The sequence below is a fragment of the Shewanella sp. YLB-07 genome, from assembly GCF_009377275.1.
Genome location: NZ_VOQB01000005.1, coordinates 46,022 through 63,933 on the forward strand (window position 1 = coordinate 46,022; position 17,912 = coordinate 63,933).

The following is a 17,912-nucleotide window of genomic DNA, read 5'->3' on the forward strand; positions in this document are numbered from 1 at the left end:
AAAACAGATATAACAGTTAAAAGGAATAATCTATATGCTTACTATTTATAAAAGTGACAATCAGTTGGATAGTATTTCTATCTCACAAGCAGATGAGTCCAAAACCATCAGCTCAGCTAAAGGCATATCCATCGATGAAGCGAAACAACAAGCTTTAACAAGTGCCCGAATGTTCGAAGCCGGCACTAGTATGAATATTTTAAATAAACCAGGTTCTGCAGGCTTAGTTATTGACAAGTATGCAAAAACACTGGAAAAAACTATTGAAAACATTGATAAAAAAGGAGACCAACATAAAGTCGTCTTTAATAATAAAGAGATGACAATTAAAGAGTTATTCCATAAGCAGTTTGGCCAGATGAGTAGTGACTCAGACCAGATTGGACGTCAGTCAAAAACTTCAGATAAACCATTGATTGAATGGCTAACTAAAGAGTTAAAAACACCAATTGGTGAGTTAAATCACTCAGGAATGCTAACAAAAATAAAATCACTGAGTGTCTTTGGCACAACAGTTTGGCAGCTAATGACCCCGCCAGAAGGTAACCGGCCAACAAAATCCAGCGATCCAATAGAAAATAAAGCGAAAAACGCTGCGGATTTTAGTGCAAATCGCGATAAAAATATCAAGGCTCTTAATTCAGTACTGAGGGGAGTGTGTTCAGATGTTGCTCCTCTGTATAAAGAATTTACTCAAAAAACACGTACAAAAGCGTTTGATGATCCTCTTACCCGTGCACGTTCAGAGCGCATGCCCATGGTAGAAGACGAAAAAGGTCAACTAAAACCAGTAGAAGGTAAATATGAAGATGCCGCAAAATATGGTTTGGGCTTTGGTCAGGTCGTTCAACGAGTTCATGATAAGAACTCATTAGAACAAAAAAAATTGTCTGCGGCTCTGAATGACAATAAAAACATCAATGGAATTCCTCGTGAAAATGCTCCTATTCAGGATCTGAATCGACCTTATATGATGTCAGAAGACGAAATAAAGTCTATTCCTCAAGGCTACAAAGATCTAGGAATTGAACAAGGCATCAAAGCCCACGAGCTCAATCACGGTACAGGTGTTAACCGCTGGCAACCTTATGGGGTATATGCACTTGAGAGTACACAACAAGGTCTCCCTTTTGCTGGCGCTCAATCTGGGGGAACATGTGATATTTTGCTTGCTGCAACGGTACTTTCCGGTAACTCTCTGTATAGTAACCCTAAAGAAGTCATGCCATTAACTTTGGGAGCAGCAGCATTCATGAATTATGGTGGATATCATACTTTCAACGAAGTATTACCGATCGGAGAAGCGATGAGCAGTGGAAAGCCATTTGTTCCATCAAACAGAACCGAACGCAATAAAACTGAACTTTATGACCGTGTTCAGTCTCATGCTAGAAAGTACCTTCCTCCTATAACAGAACAGAATATTTCATCTTACAAGCAAGTACATACTGGAACTATTAACGAATTAAAACAGCAACATAAATCTTTGTCATTCGATTTATCAGATTTCGGTAATACTACCTTTTACAATAAATAATAAAGAAAACTATTCGAGGTTCCTACTTGGACCTCTACATGATGCTCACGTTAGTTATCGGTCTCTCAATGGAGGAACCATAAGTGTATCGTTCTACTAAATCGAAGGCTTAAGTTTCTGGGTCGACTTTACCCAAATAAATTAGTTATTATCTATGCTAATAAGGATAGCCGCAGCCTACCCTTATTAGCTATACCTTCGCGTTGAACAGCCATAACGTAATTTAAGCTATGGCAGTCTGGAAGTGATTTTATTTACTGGCAATAAATACTTACTAGAATGAGAACCATCAGATTCCACTGAAAATTTGGCTGAGGAAAAGGAGTGAACTAAGATGTGTGTTCATCAATACATCAACTTAGGTTAAATATCTTCAAGTGCTTCATAGGTTACAATATTAGGAGCCTGAATAAGGAAGCTGAGCAGGAGGGAGAATTCACCTGTATTTTCCCTCCAATTAAGATAATGGCCTAAATCACTTTCATGCTGCCAGTAAGTAACAATGATGAACTTATTGTCAGATAAACGTGAAAATTCAGTGCCTTTATTACCAGGAAAATCTCTTGTTCCTGGTAGAATACTTTTAAAAAAAGAAACAAGCTTTTCAGACATTCCTTCCTTTGATTGAATTTCAAATATTGTCATTTTAGTCATTGTGTGTTTTCCACATATTAATAGGAGATAAAGATCATTAATCGTTAATAACTAGTTACTTTTAAACTATTCCCAAGTGTTCTACGAATAATGGAAGTGACTAAACTCAGAAAAATAACCTCTCTCAAGTTTAAAAAATCACGTGGTAAAATATATCTAACCAACTAAGCCGAGTGATTTTCAGTACTACCCACATTACAACAACCAAATTGTGAGGCGGTCATAAACGCATGATTAACAGGTACTGTCACCCCATTAAATTCAAGCTCTAGCGTGGAGCAAGCATCATCCTCAACATGGTAATAACCCAAATCCATAACAGCCTGAGTCACCGCATCAATGCACATATGGCTCATGACACCAACTATAACCAGTTTTTCAACATTAAGTGCCTTCAAAAAAAAGTGTAATTCAGTACTACGAAAACTGTTTATTTGCAGCTTCAACCTTACAGTTCCCCATTTATTGGGGCAACGCTATAATGAGCTTTTTCCACTTCAGATCCTAATAGGAAAAAAGGAGCATCATTTAAAACGAACTCATGACGCACATGAATAACGGGCAATCCTTGTTGACGAAATGCAGTTAGTAAAGTGGCAGCTTTCCATGCTGCGGCTTCTGTACCTGATAAAGCCCACTGAGCATCTTGGTATGTAGAATAATCATCATTTTGAAAGTCAATTAATAACAAGGCTATATTAACTATAATAATCATTCTTGTATTGTTTCAGTGTTTCGTTGAAGTAACGATACAAGATACAAATTAATGACTCCCCTAATGTGCTAAAGAGTGTAATTTTAAAATTAAAAGAACTTTTTACTATAAAATAATCATCGATAGTCAGCTTGAGAAGCGCTTTGTTGTTACAATTGTTCAGCCTGATAGTCAGTTAGCTTGTGTTAGTCAAAGTGACATTATTCTTCCCAACTTTGATGGTTGTTATTACCTTTCGCCTCAACCGGAATCATTACAGTTTCTCAATAATTCCCATCGGATGGGCTCAATATTAATCTCTACCTATACAGGTACATTTGAACTTCCTAAAGTAAGTTTACTAGAGAATCGAGCAGTGACGACACATACAAGCCAATTATAATCAGTCCCTGAATGTGTCGATGCTAGCAGCTTTAGCAGGCATGAGCGAACGAACGTTTCTCCGTCAATTTACCAATACCACAACCTTGAAACCTATACACTATATTAAAAAGATTAGGGTACAAAAAGCATGTAGATTATTAGAATCAACCACACAGCGTGTTGAGAAAGCCGCACTAACATTGGCTATGATGACGTGAGCAACCTAAAAAATCACTTGATAATATCAAATTAATTTAAAGCTAGATTTGTTTGGTCACGTTATTAGCCCTACCAGAAACGTTTAAATATGGCACGGTTAACCTTGTGTGTTATGCCAAGAAAAGTACAATATATATTGCATACTTAATGGGTATGTAACCCCTAAATTTTAGTAGTGAATGGAATTATTAGCCTTATGCCAGTAATGCAGTTTTAACTTATCTATCAAGTTTAATGGGGCTCTCCTATACTCCAAATGAGGTGATACTCGACGAACTCAGATAAACATATTACTCATTTAATATCTGCAGTATTAAACCTATGTTCAGTAGACTGCAATCTCTTGACTACAGATAGACCTTTTCACTTAAACATATTAAATCCCAACTTCGTAAACAGCCTGTTAGATGAGTTGTTTATTGTTGACCTATTGTTCATCCTAGCGGAGAAAGCTAGCTGTTTATCATTTTATAAAATATAATTGAATAAGGTGATATTGATAATTTTAGTCTATTTGTAGATAGCATTAATAGAAGATGGATAGAAAGTGACAGCGAATTCTTGAATATAGACAACATGATTTCAAACACTCCACGTTAACTCTTTAATTATTAATGCTCATACTTATCATGATAAACTCGCTACTGAACCTATCGTGAGAGTAATGAGATGCGTCTGTATTTAAAGTTGTGAAATGCCCCTTCACCCAGTGCATAATGAAAAAGCCAGCAACAGTTAGCGGCTGACCTTTATAAAAATCATCAACGTATTACAGGACATGGCAGATTAAGAGTATTTCAAACCATGATGTGATTACTTCAACCACAGGCTCGGTCTGCATCAATGCCTTCACAGCCAACTTCGTTTAGCGCCCTGTTATCGGGAGACTGAATTTTTCACGGACCTCAATAGTCGGTGCATAGCTGCCTGGCATTCCTTTAATGAGGTGCAATGCGTCTTTTTTGGGTAACGTAAACAGACCTTCATTTCTGGAAAGTATAAGACTGTTTATATTTTCGTCGTTCCTCAGGTGCTCAATAACCTCATTAAGTCCAAATGCTCTAGACTCATTCAGTGGATGGTCACCTTTATTGACCCAAATATGTAGATGCAAGGTAGCGGTTGAGGGAGCAACCGGAAAGTGAAAAAATAGATCAACATTGTCTTTTTCAGCTGAAACACCATAAGTGTCAGACAAGTGCCCAATAATATCAGACTTTAGTTTTTCCAACATCTTTAGATCTTTTGGCTCCAAATCAAGTATGGATGTCAGGGATTTCACAGTCCATTTGGACTCAGCTTTCCTTTGATTTAGCTCTTCCCCCTGGGTTACTGACGGTTTTCCTATTGGATGATCATCGGTTATTTCTTGAATTAAACTCAGTGGGAGTGCAGGATGAACAGCCCAAGCAGTCAGCTGGACGCCTTCTCGTCTATCGGCCAAATCTTTGTGGTGTCCATTGGTATAGGTCTCTGACATGTAGGGGATATTAGGGTAAATGAGGAATCCATTACCTTGGTTCAATGACCCAGAGTAGTGGAATACATCCGGTTGCTTCTTATACAGAGAGGTATACACATTATCGAGAGATTCGGCGCTATCTCCACGTAACAGATTAACCAAAAACTCAGTGGTATTTTCATCTTTATAGGTCGCTTGAAGTTGCTTTAGGTTTTCCATTGACAGAGTCACCTGAGCCAGATCGTTAGTCTGATATTTTTTCAAGCCTCTTGGGTTTAACCAGCGAAAAGCCCCATATTCATCTACGCCTACTTTAGATATATAAGCACCATGACTTAACTCAAGTGTGCCTGATTTATCTTTCTTTACAAACACATTGTATTTGTCTTGATTTAAATGACTCAGCGTATTTCGATTGTCATCAATCCCATAAGCATCTAATGTCCGACGGAGCTGAGAATGGCCGTTTTTCTCCAAGTCAGTGTGAATATTACGCACTTTACACACATCAATGCTTTGATTGAGGTTGGGGGTAGCACCGACCGTCATGGTCGAAGATGCGCGCTGTAACGTTTGAATGGTATTCATAACATATTTCCCATCAGTAGTTTAAAGTGGAAGAGTTAGCGAGTTATGAACAACCCCTTTAAAAGGAATGCCAACGATATCCTTAATGGAATCCGAGGTGGGTAAAAAGAATGATCCCTCGTTTCGATTGAGTACCAATTCATTGATATCTTTGCCCTGTTGAAGATGTTCAATTATGGTGTCTAAATCGAAAGACCTTGGCTCATTCAACGGGTGATCGCCTTTGTTAACCCAAGTATGTAGGTGGAGGGTGGCGGTTTTTTCTGCAACCGGAAAGTGAAAGAACATTCGTATATTGTCATTTTCATTTGTATGATAAACGTCCTGAAGATGTTGCAATGTCCCCTCCCTCAACTTTTCCAACTGTGGCAAATGTGCTAGTTTCAAGCTCAGAATACTGGTTAGAGAATCCATTTTTGTTTTTTCATCAATTGCTTTTTGTGGTGTTGGCAGGTTCACTTCAAGCCGCTCCAGATCCGGTTGATTGTGTTGACCACCCAAAAAGTCCGACTGTATACCAGGATGAATCGCGTAGGTACACAGGATGATCCCCTCTTTACTGTCTTTGAGCTTTTCGGGAGAATCGATATAGGTTTCCAACAAGGCATCACTGCTATACGGGGAGTTGGGGCGAATAAGATACCCATGCTGCGCTTGGTTAACTGGTGGAATAAACTTAGCTAGTTGAGGTTTCTTACTATAAAGAACTGTATCTCGGCATTCCTCTCCATTAAGGATCTGGATAAGAAAGTCCGGTAATGGCTTTTCTGAATAGGTACGGCTAAGCTGGGTTAATTCAGCTTGATTGCGAAAAGTAACGACAGCGACTTTTTCAGTTTGATATTTAGTGAGACCTTTAGGGTTCAACCATTTAAAACTGCCATAGATATCTTCTCCTTTTTTAGAGATATAGGCACCATGACTTAAATCTGCAGTGCCTGATTTATCTTTCTTAACAAACACATTGTATTTTTCTCGATTTAAATGACTCAGTGTATTTCGATTGTCATCAATCCCATAAGAATCCAATGTCCGACGGAACTGAGAATGTCTGCTTTTCTCCAAATCGGTGTGAATATTACGCACTTTACTCACATTAATGCTTTGATTTAGGTCTGGGATAGCACCGACCGTCATGGTAGAAATTGAACACTGTAATGTTTGTATGGAGTTCATATAATTTAACCTTTAAAAATTTTACTGGATTTATTTGACTTAGAACGACTTTCCCCCGATAAGTGGGATAGCTATCGAGTGTATTGACGAATTAATCCATCGATTTTGTCCCTAGCGATATGTTTAGCGTGTATCTCGAGCTGGCTAATATCCACTCCTTTCGCCACAGTTCGTTCTAGAAAATGTTCAAGTTGCGGGAGCTGAGGCATATAGTGCCCTGAATCTAGGTGAAAGGATTTAGCTTTGCCCAGCTTAATTTTAATCATGCCCGCCGATAAAACCGGCTTGCCATCTGTCGTGGAGGTGTGTTGCCATTTTCCTTTTTCGTACGGGTGAACAAAGATATTTCCGTCACGGTGGATGACAATAGCAGCGTGGCCGCTCATCCCTTCCTTTCCTTGAAACTGTGTTGTATCTAACAAGGTACCTCCTTGCTTCCATTCTCCCTGTGAAATATCAATACGGTAGTTAAGTGACTGATTGGGATCCAAATAGTTAATATAATCAAGTTTCTGACTCAGCGGGTGTTTTACTCCACCTTCAAGAATGTCTATTTCAACATCTGGATTCAACTCAATCCACTGGAATAGCCCAAACTTGGTGTTACCGTCCGCCTGCCATGCGCCTAATGCACCGGACTTCAAATCAAAGCCGTTCAACGAAACTCGATCACGATGGTCCGAATCTTTAATTTCCAGCCAATATTTCGGGTGAGCAGCCACTTCTCCATTACTCTTTTTAGGCATTAACCCAGTTACAAATTCAGCCACTTGGCGGAACTTAGCCACGCCGTGATGGGATTGCAATCTATCGTTAACACACGTAGGTGATCGTCGTGATGAGTCAAGTCCAGTAAGTTTTTTTGTATTTAGATCTACATTGATAACCGATTTGACCTGAAGCACATGGTTAGTTTGCTGTAACTCGGAAGCTAATTGTGTCACTGGTGTTGGAACCAACAATTGAAAAACTTTATTATTCGCAGCTGAAAACATATCGATTTAAACCTCTTAAATAATTTGACTCTTCATTATTAGTGCCTCAATACACCCTCATTTTCACCAGAATTTTCATGAAATGTCCTGTTGATTTCCGAGTTAATGTTTTAATCGCTTTTAAATAACTCGGTTTTAGGTTTAATAATAATTAGTTGTTGGTGAGATTATTTGGTATAAGCAGGCTATCACTGGTACCTTCGTTATTATTAAGCTACATAGATCTCAACGAAAGCTTGGTCTAGCGATTACCCGTTCCCCTTGTTCGATCAGCAGATGGAGCCGACATAAACATTAAAGGCTGTGGATTTACTATTAGCAAGCAGTTGATAATATTGTTCAATTAATGATTCTGACTTAAGTAAGACTCACCATGAAAAAGTAACTTTGGCATTTTTGATAAAGCAATGAACCGTGGCGTAATGCCGCGGCATTAATACTGTCAGCATTCGCCTTTGATTACCTGAATATATGCTGTTTATGATTATAGGACTCAATCGAAACCGAGCTTCACATCCTTATCACCATAGAAACTCTAGCGTATTCCAGTCCAGAAATGGTTAAAGGGAGCAATCTGATGAGAAGAAGCATTGTATTGCGTGTCTTTAGTAGAGTCATCGTCTCTCCGTAACAACTCGATATTATCCAAATTATCGACAAGATAAGGTGACACAGAAATGCATCAGCTAGCTCCGAACATGCCAACAACATGCTAAACGACAGTCGACTCAAGGAAAATTAGCGAGGGTTCAGACAAGATTTCAGATTATTTCACTCGCCAACATCAATTTTGCCAGGAAAACCTCATCACTATGCTTTTATTTTAAGCTTCCTCTGGACTGTAGCATATGAAGAAATAACTTAATTTATGAACACTCCTCATTATTAGTGGTCACCTGATAAGTAAATCATTCAGCACATTTAAAGCCTCCCAGCGCAACAAAAAGTTGCTCTATACTCCCTCAACTTAACTAGATCACACTTATTAGCGTTTCTCTCCGCATTCAATAAGCGTGATTTAATATTAACGACTTCCACATGGTCATATGGAAATAAGCTTAATGCTTCATTAAATTCAGCTCTTAGTGAGCTTGCCTTGGGACAGAAATCATATATGTAACTCATAACTTATTTACTTTCTTTTAAATTAACTAGAAACTGAAAAAAACACTCTAGACAGCATATCCCTGAGTATTGATGAAGGGTTCTCAACGGTTCAAATATTAACCATTCGCATTGAAAATGAATAATCAAAGCAAATTAATAATGTTTTTAGACTGAACCATAGCAGGACTAGCACAGTCCAGCCTCCTCTACGTGTCAGTTAAGTGTTTTGGCTAAATAATAAGGAAGGTTTGTATTTTGTTAAATCACCAACAAAAGCACAACAAAAGGGTGTCTGACGGCTAGCAGGCTGAATGTTGTATTGTATTGTATTGTGTTGTGTTCTATTGCCATAGATGCTTAAATTAATGCCTTAAGGCCATTGGTGATTAGCACTTGGTAAATGTTTGGAGGAATATTTTTGAAAATTAGTACGGTAAATGGCCGCACAGTACTTTTCGATGAGCAAGCAATTTTAATGGGAGAACATAAGACAAAGCTAGGCAGTGGGGACTGGCAAGTATTAGACTTACTTCTGAAAAAACATGGTGAAGTGATCTCACGAGAAGAGCTGATATCCCATGCCTGGAAAGGGAGAGTAGTAACAGAAGCAAGCCTAACGCAATCAATTTTTAATATCCGATTAGCTCTCGGAGATGACGGGAAAAAACAAACTGTTTTAAAAACCATTGCCAAAATAGGCTATATAATCCCTGCAGAAGTTATCCTATATTCAGAATCCAAACTCACTAGTCACTCTCGACAATGGAAGAATCCTATTGCAGTGGTAATTTTAATTGCTTGTTTCTTTTTTGGTATAGCCTTAGAGAGACCTGTATTCGAAAGTGAATACTTTCTAAACAATCTAAAGAAGACAAGAGTTCAGAATACTCTCACTGTCACTTCTAAAACTGGAAATATCAACATAAACTTTTTAAATGGTTTTTCAAGCGAGCAATTGGAAATACCTAAAAACCTTGAATTGATAGCAGGATCTACTCCAGATGTATACATTTCAGCAGGTAAAACTTATTACACCTTTATATTTGATGATATTGAGAAAGCACCTATAAGCATAGGCATTAATAGAACTATAGGTTTAACCCCCGCTTTTACTCAAGCTATCAATCTATATATAGAGGAGCTGAACAGTTGAGATTTTATATCCTTTTCCTAGTAGGTGCATTAATTTCTACACTTTGTGGTTTTTTCGTCAGTAAAATGTTTATCTCTGAGACAATATTATATGAAGGAGGTTACCACCTTTTTCACCTGAATAAAAAAGGGGTTAAAATACATGAACAGGGAAAGATAGTGGTTCGAGTAGACCATATACAAATTAGAGGAGTTGAACTTTATCCGAATGGTTCAAACTTTTACAGCTTCAAGTTTGGCTTAAAAGGGTTAAGAAGACATTTTTCAAATTCGATATCATTAGAAGATTTTACTTGTCAGAGAGCCCCTCAAGGAACTATTCCTCCCAGTGTATTCCTTAAAAATGAGTACTTTTTATCTGACTATGCTTTTACACAAAGTCGTAGTAGATTAGAATTATTTACCACTAATCAAGGAAATTACTACCTAGATCATGATAGAGATGGATTAGTTTGGATTATTAGTGAAGAAGGGTTCTATGAATGAGAAACTATTTAAAGATATTACTTAATATATAATACCAACATAAATTTAAAGTAATAACTCAAATAAAAATACGACACTAAAATTAAAATAATTACCTTGGTGCAATACCGAACCTAAATTGAAAATAATCACTTCAGTATAATGCTGGCCTTACTCCCGGTAATTTTTATTGATTAAATAAGGCGTATAGTCTTAGTATTGCTGTAAACATCATCATGTAAGCCCTTCTTATCTGGCTTACAAATTCAGCCACTTTGAGTTTGATGAAATATTTTTAAACATAATTATCATGACACAGACTAAACATGCCTATATACCGACCTTCAAAAATACCTCTTAAGAGGTATTTGATCGAATAGTATGGGGGACATACAATCCTAACTTTCATCTCAATATAGTTTGGACCAATAAGATTATTGCCATCAATATGTCTGACTATCCCATCATCAAACGTTAGGTTACTGGTTTAATAGCGTGTACAAAAAACCGTGTTTATGCAAAACTTTAGCTCACTTATCAAGGTATTAAATACTGAAATTCTAGCTAATTCCCCCTCTTGAATAAGAGAAGCAACTTCCTTCCCCCATTCTAGCTATTATCGTTGTCGGATTAACATTACGCCTTACAAATGGAGTCATAGTCTTTCGAAGTGCGCTCAACAAGCTCATTGTAACGTCCTTGGTTAATCTCGATATCTAATTCATGAATATACTAGTTCAACACATTCTCTATCCTTGTGTACAAGTTGTTTAAATAAGCCCTTCTCTCCTTTTAAAAGTTATCAGGAATTCGACCAAGAACTGGCCTTCTTTATTATAAATAGTAGCTTCGGCATGCCTTTGAATTTATCCACGTTTTAAAACCAATTAAATACTCGACTTGAGCATTTTTTCGTTGCTTATACGCTTTAAAGGTATCTCTGATTACCTTAGTCGCACCTTGTCTTTTCCTTGCTGCGTAAGCTCTAGTAGCTTAGTAGCTGAAGTATTCAACACCTCAACTGGTTTTGCAGCCAAAGCTCGGCTTGACTATTGTATTTACGGATAAGTTCTATGACTTTTCAATAATTACCAATGCTTAATATTGGGAAATAAATTTTAATTTAGATAGCCTCATTATCAACCCACCAAAGATTGAACATCACATGATAACTTACGAAATATCCGGGAAAACCCTCCAATCAAAAGTTTCTTAATTATATGACTTGATAAATATCAAGACATCTTTTCGAACCAAAAAAGAAAACATTAAAAACAATCATACGCATATAAACTTACGCCAAGGAAATAATATGAAACTTTGTGATTATTAGCTTTAAGATTGCTAACCCACCCTTGTTCCCTCAAAAAAAATACCCACATAGCAATTTATTTTTATAAAAAATATATATTAAACATCACATTCAGTGAAATTATTTCCAATGAATTCTCGTGACCCTTGGAAGGGTTTTATTTATAGTCGCAATAATATTTTTACAAGGAACAAAAGTATGCGTCCCATTAGCCCGTTAACCCAACAAGCCATTGCTTCATCGGCAATAATAAAGCCAAACACTAATTTCACTGTTCGTAAAATCACAAGCAAGTCTTTTGACTTTGTTAAAAAATTCGAGTTTTTCAACACTCCACCTCAAAATAAATCACAAATAACAAAGCAAACACAACAGCGGTTAAGTAAACTGACACTAAATCCACCACCGCTAAGCAAAGCACTGGTGACAGCACAGCTCCCAACAGAAAAGCAAGCGACATCAAGCAGAGAAAACCTACCGGCAGAGACTATAAAGCCCATGCCTCTTAAGAAGATTGAAATAAAACAAACACAAGAGCAGTCAAGTAAACAGACATTAACTCCACCTCCCCCACCAATGCCACCAATGCCACCAATGCCACCAATGCCAAGTAAAGCACAGGTGATTATACCGCTCCCAACAGAAAAACAGTCGACATCAAGCAGAGAGAACTTACTGCAAGAGATTATAAATCACAAGGCCCTGAAGAAAATTGAAACAAAACAAACACCGCAGCCTAAAACTTCACAGTCAGCGCCTTTCGATGGCAAGCTAAAACAAAGCAGTCAATCAAAACAGTCAGTAGCCCAAGATTCCTCTGCTAAGCTACTAACACCACAAACACACAAGATTAAGCAAGAAAATACCGCCTTATCTTTCAAGCCTGAGCTTATCTTGTCAGAAACCTTGCATCAGGAGTTTTTTTCACTCCCCCGGGAGCAACAAAGTGCCTTAGCAAACCAGCTTAGTAAGGGAGTTGTCGCGGGTATGACAATCGACTGGCCCAAAGCCGCTAAAAACACACGATCCAATATATCAGACAAAGGACAGGAACATATTCAAGCGTTTGTTAATGAGATAAAACGTTATCCTGTGTTGTTCATTCCACTAGAGGCAAACTCTAAATATATACCAACCAATGCAGCAGAAGAAATAAAATGGAGTGGCAACAGTACTCAAACATCAGCAACCACAACCCAGCCTCTATCGTTCACGGATGCAATAAAAAGATTACAACTTCAATCACCAAGAACCACATTAACTTCTGATTCTGGCGATAAAAATAGCCCTTTAGAAATAATGACGAAAGCCAGTAAAATAGCAAATAATGGTATAACTCCAGAACTAAAAGTCGAGATCATCGGCGATCAGTACCGATCATCGCTTCTTAAATCATTTAACGCTTTTCCATTTGTCGAACACATGACAAAAAGCATGGATAATAATGCTGTATTAGCCTTGGAAAAGAGCTTTAAAGCTCACATTAACTGCGCAAATGCACTGCAAACAAGCATCAATACATTCATCATCAAACACATGCACAACCAGTTTGGAGATTTTACTTACACTGGAAACCAAACGATAATCAAAGAACAACAAACCACAATCGAAAAACTTAAGGCCCAATTAGCACTAAGATAACATTTAACATAGAGCTTATTGCGGATTTAGCCATATTAAAAATTTGTACGAGCGCTACGTAGAGTAAAGAATAAGATTAGAATCTTGACTTTTCCTAATGTAAGCGCTCAAAAAAGGGTTCATAATCTCTTGTAAGCAGCAGGTTGCCAGCATGATTTAAATTTTTAACGCTTTTATGAACAGTTTAATGCTACCAGGAAATAACAACTGAGTTGATGATACCGTTGGTTGGTCGGCCCGCCACCTTGGATATTATGAGTTCAACTAATTTATGGTTGCAGCTATGAACATCATAATCACGAGATAAATGGTGAAATATCCTGATCACATTCAGGCTATGAATATCAAAATATGATTATGATATTCATAGGAACACTAGCGAACCTATTTATTTAAATTGGATTAACTTTAGTTATCGCATAATATACTTAGAATAAAAATGGGGAACAACAATAGTGAAGATGTGATTTTATAGATATTTAAAAATTCGATAATTAATTATTTATCCTCCCACATCGTGAGAATAACAAGAGCCCAATTATGTAGTCAGACTCTATTAACATTTAGTCGTTTGTTAACTTTTTATATAGGAAACCATATTATTGAACAGTATAAGTTTATCAGCAAGTTTTCGCTCCACATCGGTTACATCAGCCGAAAACTCCGTCAAAAATATCAACTTCTCCTTTTTTATACTAAAAAAAACCTCATCGTCAGACATAAGGCTTTCTATTATTTTAGGTGATTTATTTCTGAGCATACGTTGATCACACAATGGAATTTCAATAAATGTTTGCAGCGCCCCTTTTTGAAGGTATACAAAAATTTCTTCTCCTCCTTTTAATTCAATAGCAATAGGTTCATCCCCCTCTATACGCGACAGTAAGCTGGGTGATATATTAAAATTATCCACGAGTGTTTTATAAACAATTTCTCTAAGCTTTTTCATGATGGTATCCATTTTAAAAATACAACAATTGTGAGTAAACGTCTGGTCGTTAAAGTTGCCAAAATAATAAGTGGAATTGGTCATATATCCCTCCACCGACTTGTGTAAGTAATACAATAAAGACCACTAATTTAGCTGCCATAGGTAAGCCAGGATCTTGAACACTGAATACTGTTTGCAGTAGACCGACAATAACTCCCGTGACAACAAAGCTCAGAGAAAAAATAATAATAGCGTCCTTAACTATCTCTAAACACGCCGCAGTAACGTCAATGACGGTCATAATGCTCCTCGAGAAAATCAGTCACTTCATGACCGACAAATTGGAAAAAGAAGTACTTATTACGAAAATAAACACGGTAAGTATTCACCTCTGCATACTGAGTAAAAAACTCAGGAGCTAATTGGTAATGGAACATCTGAGAGGACAATACCGGCTGAACAACCGTTGACACATTAATCGTGGCAATCCGAGTGAGCTTAACTCCTTCTAACCCCAAGCGTTCCATTTTAATTCCTGATGCAGGGGTCGCTTCTCCGAAACCAACAATACTTGTCATTAATGGAGCTTCCCCTTTTGAAGTCGAAGAAGCAGGAATTAACGTTTTTCCCTCGGATAAAACATCAGTCCCTATCGAAACAGACGATGATGTCATTTCAGATACAGGTGAAGCATAAACTACCTTTTTCTGAAAATTAACCAATTGGTCGGCACTCGATTGATTCATGTTCGTCGAAACTAAATTTTCTGGTTTACTAGAAATACCACTCTTTATTTCTGCTCCTTGCGGCTGTGAAACACTGGAACTCAACATATTCTCTGAAGCCGGTGGCACTTTGGCACTCGGCTCTGGCGTCATCACAGACGAGCGCGAATTACCCGCTATTGCAACAAGATGATTCATTTTTACATTACCTGAAGCAGCAGCTTGCTGATCATAAACGTTATTCAATGAAGTCTGTGGCACTTTGGCACTCGGCTCTGGCGTCATCACAGACGAGTGCGAATTACCCGCTATTGCAGCAAGTTGATTCATTTTTTCGTTACCTGAAATAGCAGCTTGCCGATCGTGAACATTATTCACCGAAGTCGATTGCACTTTGATACCCGCCCCAGGCATCATCACTGACGAGTGCGAATTACCCGCTATTGCAGCAAGATGATTCATTTTTACATCATCTGAAACAGCAGCTTGCCGATCGCAAACATTATTCATTGAAGTCGATTGCACTTTGGTACTCGGCCCAGACATCATCACAGATGAGTGCGAATTACCCGCTATTGCAGCAAGTTGATTCATTTTTTCGTTACCTGAAATAGCAGCTTGCCGATCGTGAACATTATTCACCGAAGTCGATTGCACTTTGATATCCGACTCTGGCATCATCACAGACGAGCGCAAATTACCCGCTATTGCAGCAAGTTGATTCATTTTTACGTCACCTGAAATAGCTGCTTGCCGATCGCAAACACTATCCAATAAGATTGGTGGCACCCTAACACTTAACTCAGGCCTCCCCATCAATGAAGAGAGCGATTTACTCGCTATTGAAGCAAGGTGATTCATTTTGGCATCGACTGAAACAGGGCTGTCAGCATTCTGTTTTATCCTACCATTGTCTAACAAAGCTGATGGCTGCTTAGCATTAAGCGCAGGCCCATCAACACACAGTTCAACTAAAGCAATTGATGCAGATTTATTTTTATTACTAGATATACTGTTTAATAATTCATGCTGAAGAGGGGGAGAATAGATTGTAATCGAAACAAGATATTCACCCCCCTCCTTATGGTCTGCTTCATCATTTTCAGTAGCCTTTTTTATACCTTCGTACGTTGAAGATGCATTATGAGAAGAAGGCTTGCGTTCGGGCATGTTCAACAGCTGTTCAAACTCACTTTCATTATTGCTAGCACTATATTTCTTAGTAATGGAAGCTGGTTTTTCTAATTTTATCATCTTATTGTTCATCTCTTAGCTGCTCTTGAATCTCGCCTAATGCGTCTTTTCTCTTTTCCAGCCTTCGTTTTTCGACTACAACTTGTTCAATCTCAAGTTCCAGTTCATCTGCATTTTGCCGAGCAACAGACACATCGAAGAACAAGGATTCTATACATGATTTCACACTCTCTCTGCGTTGAAATAGTCGAGATAGGCCGTTAAATTCATCCTTAACCACTAGACTTTTTAACCTTTGCTGTTCATGGGTTATCAATTCCCACTTTTCATCAATTGAATCGATTAGTCCTTGAAACCTATGTTTTAATTTTACTAATTCACGTTGTTTCTTTCCGATTCTAATATCAATTATTTCAATAAGCTGATGAAATTCCAGCCATTTTTTGGAGGGTTTCTTCATATTCAACCCCATCGTATCCTTGTTTCAGAAATTCCATAATATGCGGATACAGCTCTATCGCTTCATCGGTTGCGAGATCATTGCCTTTCTCATACTCCCCAACTCGAATTAAAAGTTCTACGTTAAAATAACGATAAACCATATCTTTAAACTTTTCTGACATGATAACATATTGATAATCTTGAACTTTACTTTGAAGTCGGCTTTTACTTTTGAGTACATCGATAGCTGGATATCGTCCAGTAGATGCTATAGTCGTTGCATACACTAGGTGACCATCTATTAGTGATTTAACTTCATGTGCAATTGGATCCTCATCTATCTCTTTTTCAATCAAGACAGTGAAAATCCCCGTCACGGAACCATGGATAGAGTTTCCACAATTTTCAACAAGGCGTGAGAGCGCCAAAGAAACGCCGATAGGAATACCGCCATGAATAGGGGTGCCATCTAACATGGCTTGGGCACGGGCAAAACGAGTCAATGAGTCGAAATAAAGGACTACTTTTTTCCCTTGATCCATAAAATGCCTGGCAATTGATACCGCCACCAGACCTGACCTCACCTTCTCGAGCGGGTTCGCCTCGGAAGTGGAAACAATAGTGATAGACTTTTGAATAACTTCAGGGCCTATTTCCCCCTCAAGAAACTCAACCACTTCTCGAGCGCGCTCTCCAATCATGGCAAAAATCACTACATCCGCATCCATGTTATTAGCCATAATAGACACGGTAGTGGTTTTCCCTGCTCCCGCAGGAGCAAACAACCCTAGGCGTTGACCGACACCAATAGTGAATAATCCGTCAATTATTTTGAGTTTAGTAGGAAATACAGTGTCAATTGGTGCACGAATATTTAGAGGAATCGGCTTCTCAATGATGGGCAAATCAAGGTACTCACCATCCAAACTAAGGTAGTCATCACCATATAGTGACTCTCCATAGCAATTGATCACTTTTCCTACGATGGCAGTTTCATTCAGTGGAAAGCAGAATCGCTTGGATGTAATTTCGACTTTACTGCCTCGCTGAATCGCACCTGGTTGTAAGAGCTTTATTTCCACTCTTAAACCAGTTATTTTCATCACCTCACCACGAATACGCTCATTAGTGACAGAACTAATAAAACATTCCTGTCCCACAAAGGTATTCACGTTGACATGACAAATAACCGTATCTTGATAAGATTCTTTAACCTTAAAAAAATTCTTGAGCAT

The 17,912-nt window shown here is 38.0% G+C and carries 16 protein-coding genes; 5 read left to right on the top strand and 11 right to left on the bottom strand.

Annotated features, from left to right (window positions below):
* Window positions 1-34 precede the first annotated feature (34 nt).
* Window positions 35-1,537, top strand: coding sequence for a hypothetical protein (locus FS373_RS12130; RefSeq protein ID WP_144047746.1), 1,503 nt, complete (start codon window positions 35-37; stop codon window positions 1,535-1,537).
* A 363-nt stretch (window positions 1,538-1,900) separates the two neighbouring features.
* Here the strand turns inward: FS373_RS12130 and FS373_RS12135 are convergent, their stop codons facing one another.
* The 3 genes from FS373_RS12135 to FS373_RS32445 form a co-directional block, all read right to left on the bottom strand.
* Window positions 1,901-2,191 (bottom strand): putative quinol monooxygenase, encoded by a 291-nt coding sequence (locus FS373_RS12135; RefSeq protein WP_227992732.1) that lies wholly within the window; start codon window positions 2,189-2,191, stop codon window positions 1,901-1,903.
* A gap of 164 nt (window positions 2,192-2,355) precedes the next feature.
* Complete coding sequence (locus FS373_RS32440; protein WP_322619493.1) at window positions 2,356-2,637, bottom strand: isochorismatase family protein; 282 nt, start codon at window positions 2,635-2,637, stop codon at window positions 2,356-2,358.
* 2 nt (window positions 2,638-2,639) lie between these two features.
* Entirely contained in the window at window positions 2,640-2,906 is a 267-nt protein-coding gene (locus FS373_RS32445) for an isochorismatase family protein (protein WP_265575328.1), read from the bottom strand.
* A 422-nt stretch (window positions 2,907-3,328) separates the two neighbouring features.
* Between FS373_RS32445 and FS373_RS31970 the strand changes: the two genes are divergently transcribed.
* Window positions 3,329-3,487 (top strand): helix-turn-helix domain-containing protein, encoded by a 159-nt coding sequence (locus FS373_RS31970; RefSeq protein WP_237158108.1) that lies wholly within the window; start codon window positions 3,329-3,331, stop codon window positions 3,485-3,487.
* An 866-nt stretch (window positions 3,488-4,353) separates the two neighbouring features.
* Here the strand turns inward: FS373_RS31970 and FS373_RS12150 are convergent.
* The 3 genes from FS373_RS12150 to FS373_RS12160 all read right to left on the bottom strand — a co-directional run bounded on the left by FS373_RS12150 (window position 4,354) and on the right by FS373_RS12160 (window position 7,709).
* Complete coding sequence (locus tag FS373_RS12150; protein WP_152829541.1) at window positions 4,354-5,538, bottom strand: hypothetical protein; 1,185 nt, start codon at window positions 5,536-5,538, stop codon at window positions 4,354-4,356.
* A gap of 21 nt (window positions 5,539-5,559) precedes the next feature.
* Window positions 5,560-6,714 carry a hypothetical protein gene (locus FS373_RS12155; RefSeq protein WP_152829542.1) on the bottom strand — a complete coding sequence of 385 codons (1,155 nt, stop codon included), beginning with the start codon at window positions 6,712-6,714 and terminating at the stop codon, window positions 5,560-5,562.
* Between the two features lie 71 nt (window positions 6,715-6,785).
* Entirely contained in the window at window positions 6,786-7,709 is a 924-nt protein-coding gene (locus tag FS373_RS12160; RefSeq protein ID WP_152829543.1) for a hypothetical protein, read from the bottom strand.
* 1,525 nt (window positions 7,710-9,234) lie between these two features.
* Here FS373_RS12160 and FS373_RS12165 point away from each other — a divergent pair.
* The 3 genes from FS373_RS12165 to FS373_RS12175 all read left to right on the top strand — a co-directional run bounded on the left by FS373_RS12165 (window position 9,235) and on the right by FS373_RS12175 (window position 13,386).
* On the top strand, window positions 9,235-9,969 hold the full coding sequence (locus tag FS373_RS12165) for a winged helix-turn-helix domain-containing protein (protein ID WP_185976881.1): 735 nt from the start codon (window positions 9,235-9,237) through the stop codon (window positions 9,967-9,969).
* Entirely contained in the window at window positions 9,966-10,454 is a 489-nt protein-coding gene (locus FS373_RS12170; RefSeq protein ID WP_144047751.1) for a hypothetical protein, read from the top strand. Before FS373_RS12165 ends, FS373_RS12170 begins: the two co-directional genes overlap by 4 nt.
* Window positions 10,455-11,943: 1,489 nt before the next feature.
* Window positions 11,944-13,386 (top strand): hypothetical protein, encoded by a 1,443-nt coding sequence (locus tag FS373_RS12175; RefSeq protein WP_152829544.1) that lies wholly within the window; start codon window positions 11,944-11,946, stop codon window positions 13,384-13,386.
* Window positions 13,387-13,960: 574 nt separating this feature from the next.
* Here the strand turns inward: FS373_RS12175 and FS373_RS12180 are convergent.
* The 5 genes from FS373_RS12180 to vscN2 are packed head-to-tail and all read right to left on the bottom strand — an operon-like array spanning window position 13,961 to window position 17,912.
* Complete coding sequence (locus FS373_RS12180) at window positions 13,961-14,335, bottom strand: hypothetical protein (protein ID WP_077752777.1); 375 nt, start codon at window positions 14,333-14,335, stop codon at window positions 13,961-13,963.
* A gap of 49 nt (window positions 14,336-14,384) precedes the next feature.
* Complete coding sequence (locus FS373_RS12185; protein WP_077752778.1) at window positions 14,385-14,618, bottom strand: flagellar biosynthetic protein FliQ; 234 nt, start codon at window positions 14,616-14,618, stop codon at window positions 14,385-14,387.
* Entirely contained in the window at window positions 14,605-16,308 is a 1,704-nt protein-coding gene (locus FS373_RS12190) for a hypothetical protein (RefSeq protein ID WP_152829545.1), read from the bottom strand. The genes FS373_RS12185 and FS373_RS12190 overlap by 14 nt, the downstream gene beginning before the upstream one ends.
* On the bottom strand, window positions 16,298-16,696 hold the full coding sequence (locus FS373_RS12195; RefSeq protein ID WP_194165848.1) for a hypothetical protein: 399 nt from the start codon (window positions 16,694-16,696) through the stop codon (window positions 16,298-16,300). The genes FS373_RS12190 and FS373_RS12195 overlap by 11 nt, the downstream gene beginning before the upstream one ends.
* Entirely contained in the window at window positions 16,650-17,912 is a 1,263-nt protein-coding gene (gene vscN2, locus FS373_RS12200) for a type III secretion system ATPase VscN2 (RefSeq protein WP_152829547.1), read from the bottom strand. The genes FS373_RS12195 and vscN2 overlap by 47 nt, the downstream gene beginning before the upstream one ends.